The sequence below is a fragment of the Mycolicibacter sinensis genome (assembly GCF_001673565.1).
Lineage (GTDB): Bacteria > Actinomycetota > Actinomycetes > Mycobacteriales > Mycobacteriaceae > Mycobacterium > Mycobacterium sinense_C.
Genome location: NZ_LZMF01000137.1, coordinates 1 through 20,115 on the forward strand (window position 1 = coordinate 1; position 20,115 = coordinate 20,115).

Annotated in this window: 19 protein-coding genes; 9 read left to right on the forward strand and 10 right to left on the reverse strand. The window is 68.0% G+C overall.

Translation table 11 applies throughout. The annotated features are described in order from the left end of the window. Positions 1-40 precede the first annotated feature (40 nt). Both A5648_RS19610 and A5648_RS19615 read right to left on the reverse strand, forming a co-directional pair. Positions 41-541: a pyridoxamine 5'-phosphate oxidase family protein gene (locus A5648_RS19610; RefSeq protein WP_065026152.1), complete on the reverse strand. Its 501-nt coding sequence runs from the start codon at positions 539-541 to the stop codon at positions 41-43. Between the two features lie 119 nt (positions 542-660). Continuing rightward, positions 661-1,362, reverse strand: a complete 702-nt coding sequence (locus A5648_RS19615) for an IclR family transcriptional regulator (protein WP_065026153.1) — start codon at positions 1,360-1,362, stop codon at positions 661-663. A 30-nt stretch (positions 1,363-1,392) separates the two neighbouring features. Here A5648_RS19615 and leuC point away from each other — a divergent pair, with 30 nt between their 5' ends. The 3 genes from leuC (at position 1,393) to A5648_RS19630 (ending at position 4,321) form a co-directional block, all read left to right on the forward strand. Further along, the gene (gene leuC / locus A5648_RS19620) at positions 1,393-2,811 is read left to right on the forward strand and encodes a 3-isopropylmalate dehydratase large subunit (RefSeq protein ID WP_065026154.1); all 1,419 of its coding nucleotides are present in this window, start codon (positions 1,393-1,395) and stop codon (positions 2,809-2,811) included. A gap of 28 nt (positions 2,812-2,839) precedes the next feature. Further along, a complete protein-coding gene (gene leuD / locus A5648_RS19625; RefSeq protein WP_065026155.1) occupies positions 2,840-3,436 on the forward strand; it encodes a 3-isopropylmalate dehydratase small subunit in 597 nt (198 codons plus the stop codon). 198 nt (positions 3,437-3,634) lie between these two features. Then, positions 3,635-4,321 (forward strand): HU family DNA-binding protein, encoded by a 687-nt coding sequence (locus A5648_RS19630; RefSeq protein ID WP_065026156.1) that lies wholly within the window; start codon positions 3,635-3,637, stop codon positions 4,319-4,321. 47 nt (positions 4,322-4,368) lie between these two features. Here the strand turns inward: A5648_RS19630 and A5648_RS19635 are convergent, their stop codons facing one another. From A5648_RS19635 to cofC, 3 genes are read right to left on the reverse strand one after another with little or no spacing between them, the layout of a single operon-like run. Further along, positions 4,369-5,301, reverse strand: a complete 933-nt coding sequence (locus tag A5648_RS19635) for an NUDIX hydrolase (RefSeq protein WP_065026275.1) — start codon at positions 5,299-5,301, stop codon at positions 4,369-4,371. 43 nt (positions 5,302-5,344) lie between these two features. Beyond that, complete coding sequence (locus tag A5648_RS19640; protein WP_065026157.1) at positions 5,345-7,549, reverse strand: RNA degradosome polyphosphate kinase; 2,205 nt, start codon at positions 7,547-7,549, stop codon at positions 5,345-5,347. After that, positions 7,546-8,223, reverse strand: coding sequence for a 2-phospho-L-lactate guanylyltransferase (cofC, locus tag A5648_RS19645; protein WP_065026158.1), 678 nt, complete (start codon positions 8,221-8,223; stop codon positions 7,546-7,548). The genes A5648_RS19640 and cofC overlap by 4 nt, the downstream gene beginning before the upstream one ends. Before the next feature lie 75 nt (positions 8,224-8,298). On the opposite strand from cofC, the gene A5648_RS19650 reads away from it, so the two are divergent. Then, a complete protein-coding gene (locus A5648_RS19650) occupies positions 8,299-9,333 on the forward strand; it encodes an NAD(P)H-dependent glycerol-3-phosphate dehydrogenase (RefSeq protein ID WP_267887839.1) in 1,035 nt (344 codons plus the stop codon). A gap of 27 nt (positions 9,334-9,360) precedes the next feature. Beyond that, on the forward strand, positions 9,361-10,464 hold the full coding sequence (locus A5648_RS19655) for a D-alanine--D-alanine ligase family protein (RefSeq protein ID WP_065026159.1): 1,104 nt from the start codon (positions 9,361-9,363) through the stop codon (positions 10,462-10,464). A gap of 88 nt (positions 10,465-10,552) precedes the next feature. On the opposite strand, the gene A5648_RS19660 is transcribed toward A5648_RS19655, so the two are convergent. Beyond that, positions 10,553-11,098 (reverse strand): DUF3515 domain-containing protein, encoded by a 546-nt coding sequence (locus tag A5648_RS19660; RefSeq protein ID WP_065026160.1) that lies wholly within the window; start codon positions 11,096-11,098, stop codon positions 10,553-10,555. 34 nt (positions 11,099-11,132) lie between these two features. On the opposite strand from A5648_RS19660, the gene A5648_RS19665 reads away from it, so the two are divergent. Genes A5648_RS19665 through A5648_RS19675 form a run of 3 tightly spaced genes read left to right on the forward strand, consistent with a single transcriptional unit; the run spans position 11,133 to position 13,072 of the window. After that, positions 11,133-12,095 carry a thiamine-phosphate kinase gene (locus A5648_RS19665; protein WP_082966600.1) on the forward strand — a complete coding sequence of 321 codons (963 nt, stop codon included), beginning with the start codon at positions 11,133-11,135 and terminating at the stop codon, positions 12,093-12,095. 9 nt (positions 12,096-12,104) lie between these two features. Further along, positions 12,105-12,395 (forward strand): DUF1330 domain-containing protein, encoded by a 291-nt coding sequence (locus tag A5648_RS19670; protein WP_065026162.1) that lies wholly within the window; start codon positions 12,105-12,107, stop codon positions 12,393-12,395. Next, a complete protein-coding gene (locus A5648_RS19675; protein WP_065026163.1) occupies positions 12,392-13,072 on the forward strand; it encodes a uracil-DNA glycosylase in 681 nt (226 codons plus the stop codon). Before A5648_RS19670 ends, A5648_RS19675 begins: the two co-directional genes overlap by 4 nt. Here the strand turns inward: A5648_RS19675 and A5648_RS19680 are convergent. Together A5648_RS19680 and A5648_RS19685 are read right to left on the reverse strand one after the other, a co-directional pair. Then, positions 13,069-13,890: an alpha/beta hydrolase gene (locus tag A5648_RS19680; RefSeq protein WP_082966612.1), complete on the reverse strand. Its 822-nt coding sequence runs from the start codon at positions 13,888-13,890 to the stop codon at positions 13,069-13,071. The genes A5648_RS19675 and A5648_RS19680 overlap by 4 nt on opposite strands. Before the next feature lie 89 nt (positions 13,891-13,979). Further along, on the reverse strand, positions 13,980-15,443 hold the full coding sequence (locus A5648_RS19685) for a flavin-containing monooxygenase (RefSeq protein WP_065026164.1): 1,464 nt from the start codon (positions 15,441-15,443) through the stop codon (positions 13,980-13,982). Between the two features lie 148 nt (positions 15,444-15,591). Here A5648_RS19685 and A5648_RS19690 point away from each other — a divergent pair, with 148 nt between their 5' ends. After that, positions 15,592-16,857, forward strand: a complete 1,266-nt coding sequence (locus A5648_RS19690; RefSeq protein ID WP_065026165.1) for a PucR family transcriptional regulator — start codon at positions 15,592-15,594, stop codon at positions 16,855-16,857. Here A5648_RS19690 and A5648_RS19695 read toward each other — a convergent pair. After that, positions 16,844-17,953 carry an NDMA-dependent alcohol dehydrogenase gene (locus tag A5648_RS19695; protein WP_065026166.1) on the reverse strand — a complete coding sequence of 370 codons (1,110 nt, stop codon included), beginning with the start codon at positions 17,951-17,953 and terminating at the stop codon, positions 16,844-16,846. The genes A5648_RS19690 and A5648_RS19695 overlap by 14 nt on opposite strands. Beyond that, positions 17,950-19,941, reverse strand: a complete 1,992-nt coding sequence (locus A5648_RS19700; protein WP_065026167.1) for a hypothetical protein — start codon at positions 19,939-19,941, stop codon at positions 17,950-17,952. Before A5648_RS19700 ends, A5648_RS19695 begins: the two co-directional genes overlap by 4 nt. Positions 19,942-20,115: the final 174 nt, after the last annotated feature.

A 20,115-nucleotide genomic window follows, 5' to 3' on the forward strand; every position in this document is an offset into this window, starting at 1 on the left:
CCTTGGGGAAGGTGCGGGCCTTTGTGGATTTCGGGCGGGCTCAGGTGTTCGTCGGCGCGGTGGAACCGGCCAGCGGCATCGCCGGCAGCCCCAGCTTGCGGTGGTCCCAGGACCGGGCGCGTCGTGTGACGATGCGCACAGCCACCCGGTTGTTCATCATCGCGTCGACGCCCGGTTTCATCTCGTCGCTGTAGGGCCCGGTGTAGCGCTCCCAGACGCTGACCCCGACCCGGAAGCAGGCCTCCGGGTCGTCGACGATCTCGGCGACGCCTTCGAACGACACCCCGCGCAGGGTGTCGTAGGTCTGGCCGGCCTCCAACAGGAAGCTGACGCGCGGATCACGGCGCAGGTTGACCGCCTTCTGCGACTTGGCTTTGGTCTCGAGCCAGATCTCGCCGTCGAGCACCGCGTACCACATCGCGGTCAGGTGCGGCTGGCCGTCGGGGCCGATGGTGGCCAGCGTTCCGGTGCGGTGGCTGGTGACGAAGTCGGCGACCTCGGCGTCGGTCATGACGATCTGTGCGCGCTGCTTGGTTCCCATCCCAGCAGTCTGGCAGGTGGTTACCGTGACCCGGCGAGCAGACGCGAAAGCGCCCTATCTCGGCACGAAATGGGTGCTTTGATTGGGGGCACCTCCCGCTTGCGGGGGACTGCTCGGCGTTATAACCGAGCGGTGAGTGCGTCGGCGGCCGCGAGCAGTGCAGCCGCCCAGCGCGCCCCGGGGCGTCGTCCCATCCGGTCGATCGGACCCGACACCGAGATGGCCGCCACCACCGTGCCGCGTTGGTCGCGCACCGGCGCTGAGACGCTGGCCACACCCGGTTCGCGCTCGGCGACGCTCTGCGCCCAGCCACGCCGGCGCACGTCGGCCAGGGTGCGGCTGGTGAACTTGGCGTCCGCCAGCACTTCTTGCTGAAGCGCCGGTTCGGCGTAGGCCAGGAGGACCTTGGCTCCCGAGCCGGCCGTCATCGGCAGCCGGGCGCCGACCGGAACCGTGTCCCGCAGCCCCGCAGGGGGTTCCAGCGCTGCCACGCAGACCCGCGCGGAGCCCTCGCGGCGGTACAGCTGCGCGCTCTCGCCGGTGATCTCCCGTAGGCGCGGCAGCACCGCTGCGCCGGCTGCGCGCAGCGGATCGTCGGCACGCGCCGCCAGTTCGGCGACCGCGGGACCGATCTGCCAGCGGCCGTCATCGTCGCGCCCGAGCAGCCGGTGCGCCTCGAGTCCGGCGGCCAGCCGGTGCGCGGTCGCGCGAGGCAGGCCGGTGCGGTCGCACAGTTCGGCGAGCCCACACGGCGATTCGGCGACCGTGTGCAGCACCACCAGGGCTTTGTCCAGAACGCCGATGCCGCTATGCTGTCCCATATACAGATACTAACGTCTCAGAATGTGAGAATGGTAATGACGCAGCAGCCTCGCACCCTGGCCGAAAAGGTCTGGGCCGACCACGTCGTGGTCTCCGGCGGCGGAACCGAACCAGACCTGATCTACATCGATCTGCACCTCGTTCATGAGGTCACCAGTCCGCAGGCGTTCGAGGGCCTGCGCTTGGCCAGCCGCACAGTGCGGCGCCCGGATCTGACCATCGCCACCGAGGACCACAACGTTCCGACGATCGACATCGACAAGCCGATCGCCGACCCGGTGTCGCGCACCCAGGTCGAGACACTGCGGCACAACTGCGCCGAGTTCGGCATCCGGTTGCACCCGATGGGCGACATCGATCAGGGCATCGTGCACATCATCGGGCCGCAGCTGGGTCTGACCCAGCCGGGCACCACCGTGGTCTGCGGTGACAGCCACACCTCGACCCACGGTGCGTTCGGTGCGCTGGCGATGGGCATCGGGACCTCGGAGGTCGAACACGTGCTGGCCACCCAGACGTTGCCGCTGCGGCCGTTCAACACGATGGCGGTCAACGTCGACGGACGGTTGCCGGCGGGGGTCACCGCCAAAGACATCATCTTGGCGGTGATCGCCCAGATCGGAACCGGCGGCGGCCAGGGCTACGTCATCGAATACCGGGGCAGTGCCATCGAGGCGCTGTCGATGGAAGCCCGGATGACGATCTGCAACATGAGCATTGAGGCCGGCGCCCGGGCCGGGATGGTCGCTCCCGATGCGACCACCTACGAGTATCTGCGCGACCGCCCGCATGCTCCGGCCGGCGCGGACTGGGATGCCGCGGTGACCTACTGGGACAGTTTGCGTACCGACCCCGGTGCGGTGTTCGACGCCGAGGTCTTCTTGGACGCCTCGGCGCTGACCCCGTTCGTCACCTGGGGCACCAACCCCGGCCAGGGGGTGCCGCTGGGGGCGGCGGTGCCCGATCCGGAGACGATCACCGACGAGGGCGCGCGGCGGGCCGCGGAGAAGGCGTTGGCCTACATGGACCTTCGCCCCGGGACGCCGATGCGTGAGATCGCGGTTGACACGGTGTTCGTCGGGTCGTGCACCAACGGACGGATCGAGGATCTGCGCGCGGTGGCCGACGTACTGCGGGGTCGGCAGGTCAGCGAGGGCGTGCGGATGCTCGTCGTGCCGGGATCGATGCGGGTGCGTAACCAAGCCGAAGCCGAAGGGCTCGCCGAGGTTTTCACCGCCGCCGGTGCCGAATGGCGTCAGCCCGGCTGCTCGATGTGCCTGGGAATGAACCCGGATCAGCTCGCTCCGGGCCAGCGCTGCGCGTCGACCTCCAACCGCAATTTCGAGGGCCGGCAGGGCAAAGGCGGGCGCACCCACCTGGTGTCTCCGGTCGTGGCCGCCGCCACCGCGGTCCGCGGGACGCTGTCGGCCCCTGCCGACTTGAACTGACCGCCACGGTATTTAAAGGAGTTTAGTCATGGAAGCTTTTCACACCCATACCGGAATCGGAGTCCCGCTGCGGCGGTCCAATGTCGACACCGACCAAATCATTCCCGCGGTCTATTTGAAGCGCATCACCCGGACCGGATTCGAGGACGGCCTGTTCGCCACCTGGCGCACCGACCCGTCGTTCATCTTGAATCTCAAGCCGTTCGACCAAGGTTCGGTGCTGGTTGCCGGGCCGGACTTCGGCACCGGTTCATCGCGGGAACACGCGGTGTGGGCACTGCTCGACTACGGCTTCCGGGTGGTCATCTCCTCGCGTTTCGCCGACATCTTCCGCGGCAACGCCGGCAAGGCGGGGTTGCTGGCGGCCCAGGTGGCCCAGGACGACGTCGAACTGCTCTGGAAACTCATCGAGACAAGCCCGGGACTGGAAATCACTGTCAATCTTCAAGATCGGAATATCACCGCCGGAACGTCGGTGGTGGCGTTCACTATTGACGACTACACCGCCTGGCGACTGTCCGAAGGGCTCGATGATATAGGCCTTACGCTGCGGAAACTCGACGAAATCGATTCTTTCGAGGCGGCCCGGCCGGACTGGAAACCGCGGACCTTGCCGGCCTCGTAACGGTCTCGTGACGGTCTCCGGAAGCCTATTTCCGGTTGATTGAACGCCTCTCGTCAGCGGCCAAGGGCGGGAACCGGATTGCGGAATTGGCCGATAATCTCATCTGAAATTGCGCGTGGCTCTTGGATATCAGTGGTATCAGGGTTTACCGTGTGCTCTAGTCGGCTCAAGTAGGGCCACTGGTTTCGGAGGGATTGGATGAACAAAGCAGAGCTCATCGAGGTGCTCACAAAGGAATTGGACACCGACCGTCGGTCGGCTACAGAAGCCGTGGAGCATTTCGTCAATGCCATTGTGCGTGCCGTCCACAAGGGTGAGAGCGTCACCATCACCGGGTTCGGCGTGTTCGAGCGCCGCCGTCGCGCCGCGCGCGTGGCCCGCAATCCCCGTACCGGTGAAACGGTCAAGGTGAAGCCGACATCTGTCCCTGCGTTCCGGCCGGGCGCGCAGTTCAAGGCGATTGTGTCTGGCGCGCAGCGCGTCCCGTCCGAGGGTCTCGCGGTCAAGCGTGGCGCCGGTGCCGGTACCACGGCCGCGAAGAAGGCGGCGAAGAAGTCGCCGGCCAAGAAGGCCACCAAGGCCGCCGCCAAGAAGACTGCCGCCAAGGCTCCGGCCAAGAAGGCCGCTGCCAAGAAGACGGCCGCCAAGAAGGCTCCGGCGAAGAAGGCCGCAACCAAGGCCGCGGCCAAGAAGACCACGGCCAAGAAGACTGCGGCCAAGGCTCCGGCGAAGAAGGTGACCGCCAAGAAGACTGCGGCCAAGGCTCCGGCCCGCAAGGCCGCAACCAAGGCTCCGGCCAAGAAGGCCGCCGCCAAGAAGACCGCGGCCAAGAAGGCTCCGGCCAAGAAGGCCACCAAGGCCACGGCCCGAAAAGGCCGTAAGTAACCACGAATAGCCGGGCGCCGCGGGGAATCCCCGCGGCGCCCGGTCGTTCACACCAGGGCGTGCGTCGCCAACGGACTCCCCATGTGGTCTGCGGCGATCAACCGGCCCCCCGACAGTGACAGCACCCAGGTGCTGCCTTTGCGGTTGCGGGACTTGTCCGGGGTGACGCCGTCGCGGGCACACCACCACGCGATCAAGTCCGGAATCACCTTGCCCTGCGTGCAGATAACCGGTGTGCCGCCCAGCCTGGCGATCTCCAGCACCCTGCGGTGGGCCTTCTTCGGCCTATGCGTGTAGGCCTCTTCGGTCAGCGTCGGCTCGTTATGCACTGTCACGCCGAGTTCGGCGGCCAGCGGCTCGACGGTCTGATGACAGCGCACCCGATCGGCGGCGTAGACGTCGGTGGCGCCGAAGGCCAGCAGCTGGTCGGTGAGCGCCTCGGCCTGTGCGCGGCCTTTCTTGTCCAGCGGGCGCAGGGTGTCGTCGCCGGAGAACCGGGAACGGCGCCCGGCGGTGCCGTGCCGCACGATCAACACCGTCTGGGTGTCGGCGGGAGCCTTGGCGAACCGCCGCAATATCTTCCGGTCGTAGGCGTAGTGCAGTTCTTTCATCGCGGCGCTGACCGGTAACCAGACCAGATCGTCGACCTCGCGGTTGGGCACGAAGTCACCGCCCAACGCTCGTGCGCTCCAAAAGCGCACCTTCTTGACGCCCTGGGCCACCGGATAGCTGACCGAGCCCAGCCGGCAACCCAGCTGGGCATGCTGGCCGGTCTCCTCGAGGACCTCCCGTACCGCTGTCACCGGTTCGGTCTCTCCGGGATCGACTTTGCCTTTGGGCAGTGACCAGTCGTCGTAGCGGGGGCGGTGGATGAGCGCCACCTCGACGGACTTTCGCCGCATCCGCCACAGCACCGCACCGGCGGCGTGGATGGTCTTACCCGCCGGCGGGGAGCCGTTCGACGAGGTCTTTGTGGGCACCTTCACTCCTGCAGGTCAATTCGGGCCTCGTGGACGGGGTGGGTCAGGGGTTGCGGTGTCGTTCCATCAACGACACCTGGTGGTCTCGCACGGTCGCGCCGCCCTGCGGTTCCGCGGTCCACTGGCCGTCCGCCCCGAGTTCCCAGCAGCGGGTGGCCGGGTCCATCGCGGAGTCGAACACGTCGCCCAGTTGAGCGGTCAGGCGCGGATCCTTCACCCGCACCATCACCTCGACGCGCCGGTCCAGGTTGCGGTGCATCATGTCGGCGCTGCCGATCCAGAATTCGTCGATGGCGCGGCATTCGATGATCCGGGAGTGCTCCAGGAAACGGCCGAGGATCGACCGAACGACGATGTTTTCGGAGAAGCCTTCGACTCCCGGCCGCAGTGCGCAGATCCCGCGCACCACCAATTCGACCTGCACACCGGCGCGCGAGGCGCCGTAGAGCGCATCGATGACCTGCTCGTCGACCAGGGAGTTGAGTTTCAGCCGGATCCGGCCCTGTCCGCCGCCGGTGCGATGGGCGGCGATCTCGCGTTCGATACGTTCGATGATCCCGGACCGCACGCCGTGCGGGGCCACCAAGAGGTTGCGGTACTCCATCTTCCGCGAATAGCCGGTCAGCGAGTTGAACAGGTCGGTGAGGTCGGCGCCGATGTCGGGGTCGGCGGTCAGCAGCCCGACGTCCTCGTAGAGGCGCGCGGTCTTGCTGTTGTAGTTGCCGGTGCCGATATGGCAGTACCGGCGGATCGCCGAGCCCTCACGGCGCACCACCAACGCAACCTTGCAGTGCGTCTTGAGGCCGATCAGGCCGTAGACCACGTGCACGCCGGCCTGTTCCAGCTTGCGAGCCCACTTGATGTTGGCCTGCTCGTCGAACCGGGCCTTGATCTCGACCAGAGCCACCACCTGTTTTCCGGCCTCGGCGGCGTCGATCAACGCGGTGACGATCGGCGAGTCGCCCGAGGTGCGGTACAGCGTCTGCTTGATCGCCAGCACTCCGGGGTCGGCGGCGGCCTGCTCGAGGAATCGCTGCACGCTGGTGGCGAACGAGTCGTAGGGGTGGTGCACCAGCACGTCGCCTTCTCGCAGGGTGGCGAAAATGCTTTTGGGGGTTTCTCGTTCGGCGAACGCCGGGTGAGTGGCCGGCACGAAGGTGCGGTCCTTGAGGTCCGGACGGTCCTGGCGGTACACCTGCCACAACGCCGACAGGTCCAGCAGCCCGGGCACCTCGATGACGTCGCCGGGGTGTACGTCGAGCTCTCGCAGCAGCAGCTCCAACATGCTCTCGGTCATGTCGTCGGCGACCTCCAGGCGCACCGGCGACCCGAACCGGCGGCGCGCCAATTCCCGTTCCAGGGCCTGCAGCAGGTCCTCGTCGCGGTCCTCCTCGACCTCGAAATCGGCGTTGCGGGTGATGCGGAAGGCGTGATGCTCGACGATCTCCATGCCGGGGAACAGCACCGGCAGGAACGCCGCGATCAACTCCTCCATCGGCAGGAAACGGATCTCACCGCGTCCCTCACCACCGGCATCGAGTTCGACGAACCGGTCGACGTTGTCGGGGACCTTGACCCGCGCGAAGTGATTTCCGCCGTCCTCGGGGCGCTTGACCGTCACCGCCAGGTTCAAGCTGAGCCCGCTGACGAACGGGAACGGGTGTGCCGGGTCGACTGCCAACGGCGTCAGGACCGGGAACACCTGATCCTGGAAGTACACCGACAGCTGGTCGCGTTCGGCCGGGAGCAGGTCGGCCCAGGTAACGATGTGGATGCCCTCATCGGCGAGCGCCGGCCGCACCGATTCGAGGAACACCCGCGCGTGGCGGGTGGCGATCTGCTGGGTCTGCTCACCGATCCGGCGTAGTTGCTCGCGCGGTGTCAGGCCGTCGGCCGAGCGCACCGACAGGCCCATCTCGTCGCGGCGTTTGAGCCCGGCGACCCGGACCATGTAGAACTCATCGAGATTGGAGGCGAAGATCGCCAGGAACTTGGCCCGCTCCAACAGCGGCAGCGAGGTGTCGGCCGCCAGCGCCAGCACCCGCGCGTTGAAGTCCAGCCAGCTCAGCTCCCGGTTCAGGTAGCGGTCCGCGGGCAGTTCATCGCCGCTTTGGCTCGGCAGGGCCGCGGTGGCCGCCGGCGGCGCGGTCGGGGTGGCCTCATTGGGGCGCCAGTCGGTCTCGTCGCCGCGCGCCTCGGTCAGTTGGCCGACCTCGATTTCATCCACTCCGAAATCATTACTCATCAACGGGTGCTGCTGCCACCGATCGTGGATTGCGCGAGGGCACGGGCGGTCGCCGGGCCGACCCCGAGACGCCGCGCCACCGCCAGATCCTCGGGCGTGTCGATGTCGCAGCGCAGGCCCGGCCAGGCTCCGGTCAGCTCCAGAGCGCCGGACTGTCGGTGCCGCGTCGACGAGTCCCGCCCGAACCGTGGGTCCAGGGCGCTGCCGAACGCGAACAGCGCGGCGGTGCCCATTCCGTGCCGGTCGGCCACGAAGCTGCGCGGGTGGGCGCGGGCGGCGGCGATCGCCTCCTCGAGCTCGTAGGACTGCAGGGCCGGTAAATCCCCTTGTAGGACAACGATATTCGGCACCGATCCGGCCACCGCGCGTTCGGCGGCGGCGAGTGCGTTGTTCAGCGGGTCGCCGTGGCCGTCCGGAGTCGGATCCGCCAGCACCTCGGCACCCAGGTCGGCCGCGGCCGCGGCGGCGGCCTCGTCGGGGGTGACCACGGTGATGTGCTCCAGTCCCCGGGCGGCCGACGCGGCGGCGATGGTGTCGACCAGCATGGCCAGCACCACGGCCTCTCGCTGTGGCGCCGGAAAAGCCGGCGCCAGCCTGGTCTTGGCCACGCTGAGCCGCTTGACGGCGATGATCAGGCCGATACCCGCTTCCTCGGCCACGGCGTTCACAACCGACATCCTGCCAGCGTCGGGTTCGTCCGCCGTAGCGTCGGTGCCAGGTTAGGGTGATCCGCCTAAGGGAGGTGATGCGCGGTGGGCACCGAGAGCGCGGAAAACACTGTCGCGGTGATGGGAGCCGGAGCCTGGGGCACGGCATTGGCCAAGGTGCTCGCCGACGCCGGTAGCGAGGTCAGGCTGTGGGCGCGCCGATCCGACATCGCCGCGCAGATCAACGAGACCCGCCGCAACCCCGGCTATCTGCCCGGCTTCACGGTGCCAGACGGGGTGCGGGCCATGACCGACCCGGCCGAGGCGCTGAACGGCTTGACCACGGTGGTGCTCGCCGTACCGGCGCAGACCATGCGGTCCAACCTCGAGACATGGACGCCGCACCTGGCCGACGGCGCCACCCTGGTCAGTGTCGCCAAGGGCATCGAACTGGGCACCCTGATGCGGATGAGCCAGGTAATCGCGTCGGTGACGGGGTTCGATCCCGGTCAGGTCGCCGTGGTCTCCGGCCCCAACCTGGCCGCCGAGATCGCCGCCGAACAGCCCGCCGCAACGGTGGTGGCCTGCACCGACTCCGGTCGCGCGGTGGCGCTGCAGCGAATGCTCAACACCGGCTACTTCCGCCCGTACACCAACGCCGATGTGATCGGCACCGAGATCGGCGGCGCCTGCAAGAACGTCATCGCCCTGGCCTGCGGGATGGCGGCCGGGGTGGGCCTGGGGGAGAACACCGCGGCGGCGATCATCACCCGCGGCCTGGCCGAGATCATCCGCCTGGGTGTCGCGCTCGGCGCCAAGGGGGCCACCCTGGCCGGCCTGGCCGGGGTGGGCGATCTGGTGGCCACCTGCACTTCACCGCAATCGCGCAACCGGTCGTTCGGCGAGCGGCTCGGCCGGGGCGAGGCGATGCCGCCGATACCGGGATCGAAGGGGCTGTCGGGCACCACCGACGGTCACGTCGTCGAAGGCGTGACGTCGTGTCAGTCGGTGCTGGCGCTGGCGTCGAGCTATGACGTGGAGATGCCGCTGACCGACGCCGTGCACCGGGTGTGCCACGAAGGCTCCTCGGTCAACGAGGCGGTGGCACTGCTACTGGGACGGCGCACCAAACCGGAGTGAGCCCGGCGTTGCCGTACCCTCTGGCGTGTGAATTCCCACGAGCGCACCCGGGTGGCCGTCGTGTTCGGCGGCCGCAGCAGCGAGCACGCGATCTCGTGCGTGTCAGCGGGCAGCATCCTGCGCAACCTGGATCCGCAGCGTTTCGAGGTGGTCGCCGTGGGGATCACGCCGGAGGGCTCCTGGGTGCTCACCGACGGTGACCCGGACGCGCTGGTGATCAACGGCCGGCAGCTGCCCGCGGTGACCATGGCCTCCGGTGCCGAACTGACGCTGCCCGCCGACCCGCAGCGGGCCGGCCAGTTACTGGCTGTGGGTGCCGGACAGGTGCTGCAGTCGGTCGACGTGGTGTTTCCGGTGCTGCACGGACCCTACGGCGAGGACGGCACCGTGCAGGGGCTGCTCGAGCTGGCCGGGGTGCCCTACGTCGGGGCCGGGGTGCTGGCCAGCGCCGCCGGTATGGACAAGGAGTTCACCAAGAAGCTGCTGGCGGCCGAGGGCCTGCCGATCGGCCCGTACGCGGTGATACGAGGCCGACAGGCGACATTGTCGATCGACGACCGGGAGCGGTTGGGACTGCCGGTGTTCGTCAAACCTGCGCGCGGCGGCTCGTCGATCGGGGTCAGCCGGGTGACGTCGTACGACGAGCTTCCGGCCGCCATCGCGCAGGCGCGCCGGCACGACCCGAAGGTCATCGTCGAGGCCGCGATCGTCGGCCGGGAACTCGAATGCGGGGTGCTCGAATTCCCCGACGGCACGGTGGCCGCCAGCACGGTCGGGGAGATCCGGGTCGCCGGCGTCCGCGACCGGGACGACTCCTTCTACGACTTCGCCACCAAGTACCTCGATGACGCCGCCGAACTCGATGTGCCCGCCAAGATCGACGACGACGTTGCAGAGGCGGTGCGCCAGTTGGCGATTCGCGCTTTCGTCGCGCTGGATTGCCAGGGCCTTGCCCGGGTGGACTTCTTCCACACCGACACCGGACCGGTGATCAACGAGATCAACACCATGCCCGGATTCACCACCATCTCGATGTACCCGCGGATGTGGGCGGCCAGCGGGGTGGACTACCCGACGTTGCTGGCGACGATGGTCGACACCGCACTGGCCCGCGGGGTGGGACTGCGCTAGCGCGACTGCGCTCCCGGAGCGTCGAGCGCGCATTCAGTGCGAAAAATCAGGCGAATATTCGCCGTGAGTACACGCTCGGCGTGAGCGGTTAGCGCGCCGGGCCCGGCCTGATCGGCACCGCGTCCAGCTTCGCGGCGATCAGATCCGACAGCTCCTGAATCGGGGTGGGCCCCGAACCCAGGGGCAGCGTCAGCGCCAGATAGACCTTCCGGTCGACGGCATACCAGGTGGCGCGCTCGCCTTCGCGGACCTCGAACCACTGCACCTGATCGACCACCTGGATGGGCGAGCCCACGACGAAGTCGGCCGGCCGATCCAACCCGCAGCGCAGCACCACCGTCCCGTCGGCGCCGGCCGTCCAGGCCGCCGCGCCCTCGGGTGCCGGCTCGGCGATCTCGGCGCGCCGGTAGTCGCCCAGCTGCGACGGCAGCGCATCGAGCACGGCGCCACAGGGCGCGTCGCCGGCATGCGGGGCCGGCACCGTGGCCAGGCGGAGCGGCTCGGTCGACGGCGCACCGGGTTGGCGCGCCGCCGCGAACGCCAGCGCAGCGCCCACCGCGACGACGGCGACCACCAGCGCGGCGATAAGGGCCGCCCGTGGCGGCCCGTCGGCGTCGGTCCCCGGATTGATCACACCCCGTGCTCCCTTTTCATCGCACCTACACTCGGTGGCTGTGCGCGGTACTGAGCCCACGCTGGGTCAGCTTGGAGAGTTTCCCATGATCGACCGGCTGGTGGCCGGCCGCCGTCAGCCCGCCACCACTGAGCTGGGTCCCGGGGACGACGCGGCGGTGGTGCGCTGCGCCGACGGCCGCAGCGTGATCTCCACCGACATGCTGGTGGAAGGCCGGCATTTCCGGCTGGACTGGTCGAGCCCGCACGACGTCGGGCGCAAGGCGATCGCGCAGAACGCCGCCGACATCGAGGCGATGGGCGCCCGCCCGACCGCGTTCGTCGTGGCATTCGGCGCCCCGGCGCACACCCCGGCCGCTGATGCCGCCGCCCTGGCCGACGGCATGTGGGCCGAAGCGCAGCGGTTCGGTGCCGGCGTGGTCGGCGGCGACCTGGTCCAGGCGGATTCTTGGGTGGTGTCGGTGACGGTGCTGGGCGACCTGGCCGGCCGGGCGCCGGTGCTGCGCTCCGGGGCGCGGCCGGGGTCGGTGGTGGCGGTGGCCGGCGAACTGGGCCGCTCCGCGGCGGGTTACCGGCTGCTCGGTGCCGCCGTGTCCGAGTTCGAGGAGCTGCGGCGACGCCACCTCGTGCCGCAGCCGCCCTACGGCCAGGGCGTGGCGGCCGCCGACGCCGGGGCACAGGCGATGACCGACGTCTCCGACGGCCTGCTCGCCGACCTGGGCCACCTGGCGTCCGCGTCGCAGGTGACGATCGAGGTGTCCACCGCCGCGCTGGCCGCCGACCAGCAGGCGCTGACCCCGGCCGCTGACGCCCTCGGCGCCGACCCGTGGTCGTGGGTGCTGGGCGGGGGAGAGGACCACGCCCTGGCCGCGGTCTTTCCCGGCGCGGTGCCGGCCGGCTGGCGGGTGATCGGGCAGGTGGCCGACGGGCCGGCCCGGGTGCTGGTCGACGGGGCGCCGTGGGATGGGGACGCGGGCTGGCAGTCGTACGGCAGCTAGGGTGGCGCGGTGAGCGTCTACGTGATCGCCCAGCTCCGATTCACCGACCGTGCCGCTTACGACCGGTATCAGGCGGAGTTCGCCGGCGTCTTCCGTCGTTATTCGGGAACGCTGCTGGCCGCCGACGAGTCACCGCAGGTCGTGGAGGGGCACTGGGACCGGGAGAAGGTGGTGCTGATGTCGTTTCCCGACGAGGACGCATTCCGCCAGTGGGCCGAATCGCCGGAATACCAGCGCATTTCGCAAGACCGGCAAGCCGGCGCCGATACGGTGGTTCTGCTGGTGAAGGGGCTGGCGTGACCGCGCGCCCGCTGCCGGAACTCGTCGAGAGCGGTTGGGCCACCGCCCTGGCGCCGGTGACCGAGCAGGTGGCCGTGCTGGGAAAGTTCCTGCGCGAGGAAGTCTCGTCCGGGCGTGGCTACCTACCCGACGGTCAGAACGTGTTGCGCGCCTTCACGTTTCCGTTCGACGCCGTGCGGGTGCTGATCGTCGGCCAGGACCCCTATCCCACGCCCGGGCATGCCGTGGGACTCAGCTTCTCCGTGGCCCCGCAGGTGCGACCGCTGCCGCGCAGCCTGGAGAACATCTTCACCGAGTACACCGCCGACCTGGGCTATCCGCGGCCCGCCAGCGGTGATCTGTCCGCCTGGGCGCAGCGCGGCGTGCTGCTGCTCAACAGGGTGCTCACCGTGCGGCCGGGCAACCCGGCGTCACACCGCGGCAAGGGCTGGGAGGCGGTCACCGAGTGCGCGATCCGTGCCCTGGTGGCCCGCGAGCAGCCGATGGTGGCGATCCTGTGGGGACGCGACGCCGGGACGCTCAAGCCCATGCTGGCCGACCACTGCGTCGCGATCGAGTCGCCGCACCCGTCGCCGCTGTCGGCGTCGCGAGGGTTCTTCGGGTCGCGGCCGTTCAGCCGCGCCAACGAGCTGCTGAGCCAGCTGGGCGCGGAGCCGATCGACTGGCGGCTTCCCTAAAGGAATCGGGTCAAGAAGTTCAGTTGATCGGCCAGTGCCTGCTGCTGCCAGGTGCCCTCGTAGAAGGCGAAGTGATCGATCGGGTACTCCACCACGTGTGCCCAGCGCCCGGCCTTGGCCGCAGTGCGGCGTGCAGCCCCGGGCGGCGCGATCTGATCGTTGGTGCCGATCTGCAGCAGGATCGGGCAAGCCAGACGACCGGCGAAGGTGGTGGGCCGGTTGAACCCGACTCGCAGTGCCGTGCGCGCGCACACCTCGTTGCGCCAGGTGGGGCCGGCCATGGCGGTGTAGGCCTGCTCGGCGCCGAGTGTCGTCATCAATGCCAACGTCCCAGGTTGGCCCACTACCGGCACGCGGTGCGGCGCGCGGCTGATCAGGGATCCCGCAAGATCGCGCAGGCCGTGTCGGGTCGCGCGGATCAGCTGCCCGACACCGGCATAGCCGACGAGCTGGCGCAGCGCGGCGATGCCGTCGGTCGCCGGGTTCATCGCAACGACGCCGGCGAGCTGCGCATCTTGCGCCGCGACGGCCACCACGTGGCCGCCGGAATAGGACGTGCCCCACAACACGATCCGATCCGGGTCGGCCCCGGGTAGGTGCCGGGCAGCCGCAATGGCCGCGTGGTAGTCCTGTCGCTGACGGCGGGCCGAAATATCCTGGCGCGGTTCGCCCTCGGAGTCGCCGTAGCCGCGGTAGTCGAACACGAAGGTGTCGATCCCGGCATCGGCGAAGGGCTCGGCGAAGGCCAGTAGACCGGTATCCCGGGTGCCGCCGAAGCCGTTGGCCATCACCACGCAGGGCCGGCCGGCCGGGGCCATCAGTGCGACGCTGCGCGCAGGCAGGTGCCAGCCAGCGCAGCGAACCCCATGGCTGGTGAAGCGGAGGTCTTTCACCTCGACGGTCGCTGTCACGACACCAGCGCGGTGGGCTGGTTCGCGGTGAAGGTCAGCGCCGGGTCGGCAACGGGCCCTTCGCGAAGCCTCTTGACGTCCACTTCGTAGGCGTGCTTGAACGCCCAGGCGCCGAGTGTGCCCCCGCGCGGGAACTGTGCGATCCCCCGCTGGACATAACCCGAACTCATCTCCATCAGCGGTATCCGTGGCATATCGGGGTCGTCGAGTACCGGCGTCACGGTGTCGTGTCCGTGGGCGTCCATGTAGTCGAGCACACGGCAGAAGTGTTCGCAGACCAGGTCCACTTTGAGGGTCCAGGCGATATTCGTGTAACCGATCGCGAACGCGAAATTGGGTACCCCGGACAGCATCATGCCCTTGTAGACCACGGTGTCGGGCACGCGCACCGGCTCGTCGTCGATGCTGAGAGTGATCTTGCCGAACGGCGACATGTTGAGGCCGGTCGCGGTGACGATGATGTCGGCAGCCAACTCTTGGCCGGACTCCAACAGGATTCCGGTCTCAGTGAACCGGTCGATCCGGTCGGTGAGCACTGAAGCCTGTCCGGACGAGATCGCCTTGAACAGGTCCCCGTTGGGCACCATGCACAGCCGCTGCTCCCACGGGTTGTAGTGCGGAGTGAAGTGGGTGTCAACGTCGTAGTGCTTGGGCAACTGGCGAGCCACATTGGCAATCAGCAGGCGGCGCATCACCTTCGGCGCGCGCTGGCAGGCCTTGAACAGGCCGCGGTGAATCGCGATGTTCTTACGACGGATGATCTGGTAGGCACGGTCATGGCCGAGAAGCTTGTTCAGCGCGTTGGCGATCGCGTCCTCGGCCGGGATCGAGAACACATAGCTCGGTGATCGCTGGAGCATCGTGATGTGTTCGGCCCGTTCGCACATCGCCGGAATCAGCGTGACGGCCGTTGCGCCGCTGCCGATCACGACCACGCGTTTCCCCTCGTAGTTCAGATCCTCCGGCCAGTGCTGAGGGTGGATGACCGGGCCCGGAAAGTCCGATACGCCGGCGAAGTCAGGTGTGAAACCCGCCTCGTAGTCGTAGTAGCCGGTCCCCAGGAACAAGAACCGTCCGGTGACGCGCTCCGTGGCGCCACCGCGCTGCACGGTGACCATCCAGCGCCCGTGCGTCGAGGAGAACTCCGCGGCAACCACGTGAGAGCCGAACTGAATGTGTTCGGCCAGGCCGTTGTCTGCAACCGTCCGCTGCAGATAGTCCAGAATCACGTGCCCGTCGGCGATCGCCTGGCGGTGTGTCCACGGCTTGAAGCCGAAGCCGAAAGTGGCCATGTCGGAATCTGAGCGGATACCCGGATAGCGATGCAGGCTCCAGGTGCCACCGATGCCATCGCGGGATTCCAGCATTGCGAACGTCGTAGCGGGGCGGTGGGTCTTGAGGTAACGGGCCATCCCGATACCGGAGATCCCGGCGCCGATGATCAACACGTCGAAATCCATGCTCTGCTTCGCGGGGGCGGATGTCACAGCGGGTATCTCCTGAACTCGGCCGGGTTGGTGCTCTGCACGGTAGTTCCGGAATTCGGCCCTCGACAGTGCCGCCCGCCCTGATCTTGCGTCGATATGTGTGCCGCGACACACTTGGCGGATGAACAGTGTGGAGTCTCCGCCGGAGATCACCGAACTGATGGGCCAGGTGGCTGACTTGATGTTGGCCGACCTCGACGAGCTGGTCGCTGAGATGGATGCTGCGGAGATCGAGTTGACCCCGTTGATGGGCGCCGACGCCGCACTGACCGCGGAGATGTCGGCAAGCAACCGCGCCAATGCCGCGCGCCTGCTCCACATGTTGGCCCGGCGCGACGGGCGGGTGCCCCTCGACGTCCCTCCCGAGGCTCTCGACGTGGCCCGCACGGTGGCGCGGCGCGGAGTTGAACTCGACGTGATCTTCCAGTCCTACCGGCGCGGGCAGAACATCGCCTGGCGGCGTTACATGACCCATGCCGCGCGTGTCGCCGCCCCGGGACCGGTGCTGCAGCAGCTGTTGGAGATGTCGTCGCAGTTGATGTTCGAATACGTCGACCATGTGATCGGCCGCGTTATCGCCGAAGCGCAACGTGAGCGTGAGGAGGTCCTCGGTGGCGCGTTGGCGCGCCGTGCGGAAACCATCCGGCTGATACTCGACGGCGCGCCGATCGACAGCCGAAGGGCAAGCGAGCGGCTGGGATACGACCTCGCGCGGCGGCATACCGCGATCGTGTTGTGGTCGCCACCTCCCGGTGAAGTCCAGGGCGCTCTGGAATCGGCAGCCACCATTCTGGCGCAGGCCATCGGTGCGCGACGCCCGATCACGCTCCCCGCCGGAGTCTCGACATTGTGGGCATGGATCGGGACGGACACCAATCCACCGACCGACGAACTGCGGGAGGCGATCAGCAAGGTGGACAACGGTGTCCGCGCCGCAGTTGGCCCGACGCGGCCTGGGATCGGCGGATTCCGGCGCTCGCACGCCGCGGCTCTGGCGATACAACGGCTGCTCGCGGTACACCCCAACGGTGCAAAACTGGCGTTCTATCACGAACTGGAGGTGACCGAGCTGGCCGCGCACAACCTGGACCGGGCAGCAGAGTTCGTGGCCACCACCCTGGGGCCGCTGGCCGAGAACGCCGTGAGCGCGGAGCGGCTTCGTGACACGTTGCGGGTATTTCTCGACGAAGCCGAGAACGCGCCGCGGGCCGCGGCGAGGTTGCACACCCACCGAAACACCGTGCTGCAACGAGTGGCACGCGCCACCGAATTGCTCGGCTACCAGGCCTCTGACCGTCGGCTGGCGGTCGAACTTGCGCTCGAACTCGCCCATCAGATCGGCCCCCGGGTACTGTCTCGGGAGGAGTCGACGATCACGCGTAGGTGATGATGCCCCGAATGTTCTTGCCGTCCCGCAGATCCTGATAGCCCTGGTTGACGTCCTCGAGACGGTATCGGGCGGTCACCAGCTCGTCGAGCCGGAGCTGGCCGGCATCGTAGAGCCGCAGCAGCCGCACGATGTCGTACTGCGGGTTGGCCGAGCCGAACAGCGATCCCTTGATGGTCTTCTCCATCAGCGTCAGCATCATCCCGGAGACATGCACCGTCAGCTTCTCCGGGCTGGCCAAGCCGATCACGATCACGGTCCCGCCCTTGCCGACGATGTCGAAGGCCGCCGAGATCACTTCCTCCTCGACGGTGCCGACGGTGACGATCGCCTGGTCGGCGCCCTGCCCCCAGGACAGCTCGTAGACCTTCTCGGCCGCTTCGGTCGCAGATGAGAACGCCTGGGTGGCACCGAATTTCAGCGCCGTCTCGCGTTTGAACTCCACCGGGTCGACCACGACGACGTACTTGGCTCCCGAATGCAGCGCGCCCTGCACGGCGTTGATGCCGATACCGCCGACACCGTAGATCACCGCGATGTCCCCGGGCCGGACGTTGCCGGCGTAGGTGGCCGCACCCCAGCCGGTGGGCACCCCGCAGCCCACCAGCACCGCGGTCTCCAGCGGCAGCCAGTCATCGATCTTGACCACCGAATGTTCGGAGATGACGGCCCGCTCGGAGAACGTGCCCAGCATGCACATGGCGCCGAACTCCTTGCCACCGGAGCGGAATCGGAAGGTGCCATCAGGCATGCATCCGTCCAGGATGGTGGCGCCCATGTCGCACAGGCTTTGCCGGCCGGTGGCGCAGTAGCGGCATTTCCCGCAGCTGGGGATGAACGAGCACACCACGTGATCACCCGGGGCGACCTTAGTCACCCCGACACCGACGTCCTCGATGATCCCGGCGCCCTCGTGCCCGCCGACGATCGGGTAGCGCGGTGGCAGATCGCCGTCGGTCAGGTGCAGATCCGAATGGCACAGTCCGGCAGCCACATACCGGATCAAGACCTCCCCCGGGCCGGGGCCGTCGAGATCGAGTTCCATGATCTCGAACGGCTTGTCCGGCTCCAGCAGCACTGCCGCAGTGGTTTTCACAGCGCCGAACCGCCCAGCGCCTGCGCCAGCGTGTCGTGGAGCTCGGACAGCTGCGCCCACAGGGTGTTGGTCAGCTCCGTGCCGTCGGTCGCGTTCAGCAGCGCCACCGCCAGGTCGTCGCGGGCGTTGAGGAGCCCGGCGGAGATGCTGGTGGCCGGGTCGAACAGCGCGTCGTTCAGGATCGTGCCGAACGAGTTGAAGCTGGTCAACAGGTTCGACGAGTCCGACCAGTAATCGGACGTCTGCATCGCCGCGAAGGTCTGCTCGGTGAAGTGCTGCAGCTGCAGCCCGGCCAGCACGCTCGGCAACTCGACGTCCTTGATGGCCAGCGGCAGGTTGTTCAGCAGTGCGTTGAAGCTGCCTTCGGGGTGGGCCAGCACGTTGTTGAACACGCCTGCCCAGTTGGGCCCGAGCTCCGCCGACGTCATCCGGTCGAAGATCGAAGGCACCGAGTCCTGGCCGCCGAACAGCTTGTCGAACGTGTCGTCGCCGATGGCCGCCTTGATCTGGCCGATCTGCAGGTTGTCCCACAGCCAGTTGATGTTCGACGACTGGTGGAAGGAGTAGCCGTACTCGAGCAGCCGCTCCTGGGCCAGCGCCGCGTACTCCTGCGGGGTGACCGTCGGCATGTCCGCCGGCAAGTAGTCCTTGACGTCGGCGATCGGCACCACGGTGGTCTCGATGTTGGGGTTGGTGATCGTTCCGGTCACGTCCTGCCAGCGCAGGATGACACCGCCGTTGGTCAGGTCGCCGATGTTCACCCAGTTCGCATAACCGGGGTTCTCGCTGCTGAGGATGTAGTAGGTGTAGCCGTCACCGCCCTGGAAGATCTGGGTGTTGTTCAGGCTGCCGGTCGCGCTGGCGAACGCATCGTTCTGTCCCCACTCGTTGGTGAGCTGCAGGCCGTGGTAAGCCGACTCGAGCTCGGGCACCTTGAGCACCAACGCCTGACCGGGCTCCACCGAGAAGTTGCCCAGGCTGGTGACCTGACCCGGCAGGGTCAGGCCCGGGACGTTGGCGGCGGTGTCGCCGAGCTTGCTGAACTCGTTCGGGTCGTTCAGCAGCGGGTACTGAATCTGGTGGTAGTAGGTGTCCGACATGTTCGCCAGCGGCAGCACCTTGCCGGTGATGCCCAGGATGGTGCCGATCTGGTCGTCGTTGAGCCACGGAACACTCATCGCCGCACCGTCTTTGACGATGTGGACGTCGTTGTGGATCTGGCCCCAGTCACCGACGGTGTCGCGAACCAGCAGCGAGGTCGCCCCGGCGCTGCTGAACCAGTTGACGCCGTTGCCCGGGTCGGTGGCGCTCACGACGATGGTGTAGCTGCCATCCGCATTGGGGGTGGCGTTGGCGAAGCTGAAGCTGTCCATCGGGGCGAAGTTCGAATTCACGACGCTGCCGGAGTAGGTGGCCAGGCCACCGCCGATGGAGCCGTCGCCGGCGTGCACCGTGATGGTGTAGCTGGCGTTCGGGTCCAGCGGCATCAGGCCGTACTGGTTGTCCGGGTTGCCGTAGATCAGGTACGACTGGGGGTCGGCGGCCGAGGCGTTCCACATGAAGGGTGCCGCCAGGTAGGCGGAGCCGTTGAGGACGGGCAGTTCGCCCAGGCCGGGGAACTTGAGCATGCCGGCGTTGTACTGGGCCAGCAGCAGCGCCAGGGTGGTCGACGACATGTTCTGGATGTACTGCGGCAGCATGCCGTCCGACGCCCCGTGATTGATGAAGTCGAACAGCGGGTTGTTGGCGTCAAAGTCCGCGATGCCGGCCTGCTCCTGCTCCAGTGCCGCGACCGCGCCTTGCAGGGCGCCGGCCTCGGCAGCAGCATGTGGGGTCATCAGCATCATCGCCAATGCGCCGGTCCCCATGCTGGAGGCCAACCCGGCCATGTGAGCGGCCCGGCGTAGCCGGCTGCGGCGCGCCGCCCGGTTGGCGAGCGCGCCGGTGAACGTGGCATCCGCGAGTGAGGCGGTGTGGACGATGGACATGCGTTCTCCTGGCTTCGAGTGAGTCGGTGATACACGACCGCACTGGCGTCGAACGGCGGGTGAGCGCCGCCCGGTAAGTGACCTGGGCAACGTTATTGACGGCGACACGACCGCGACATGGCTGAGCGCTCAGGAAAATTTGGGATATGTGTGCGACGACACATGAGGCGCCGA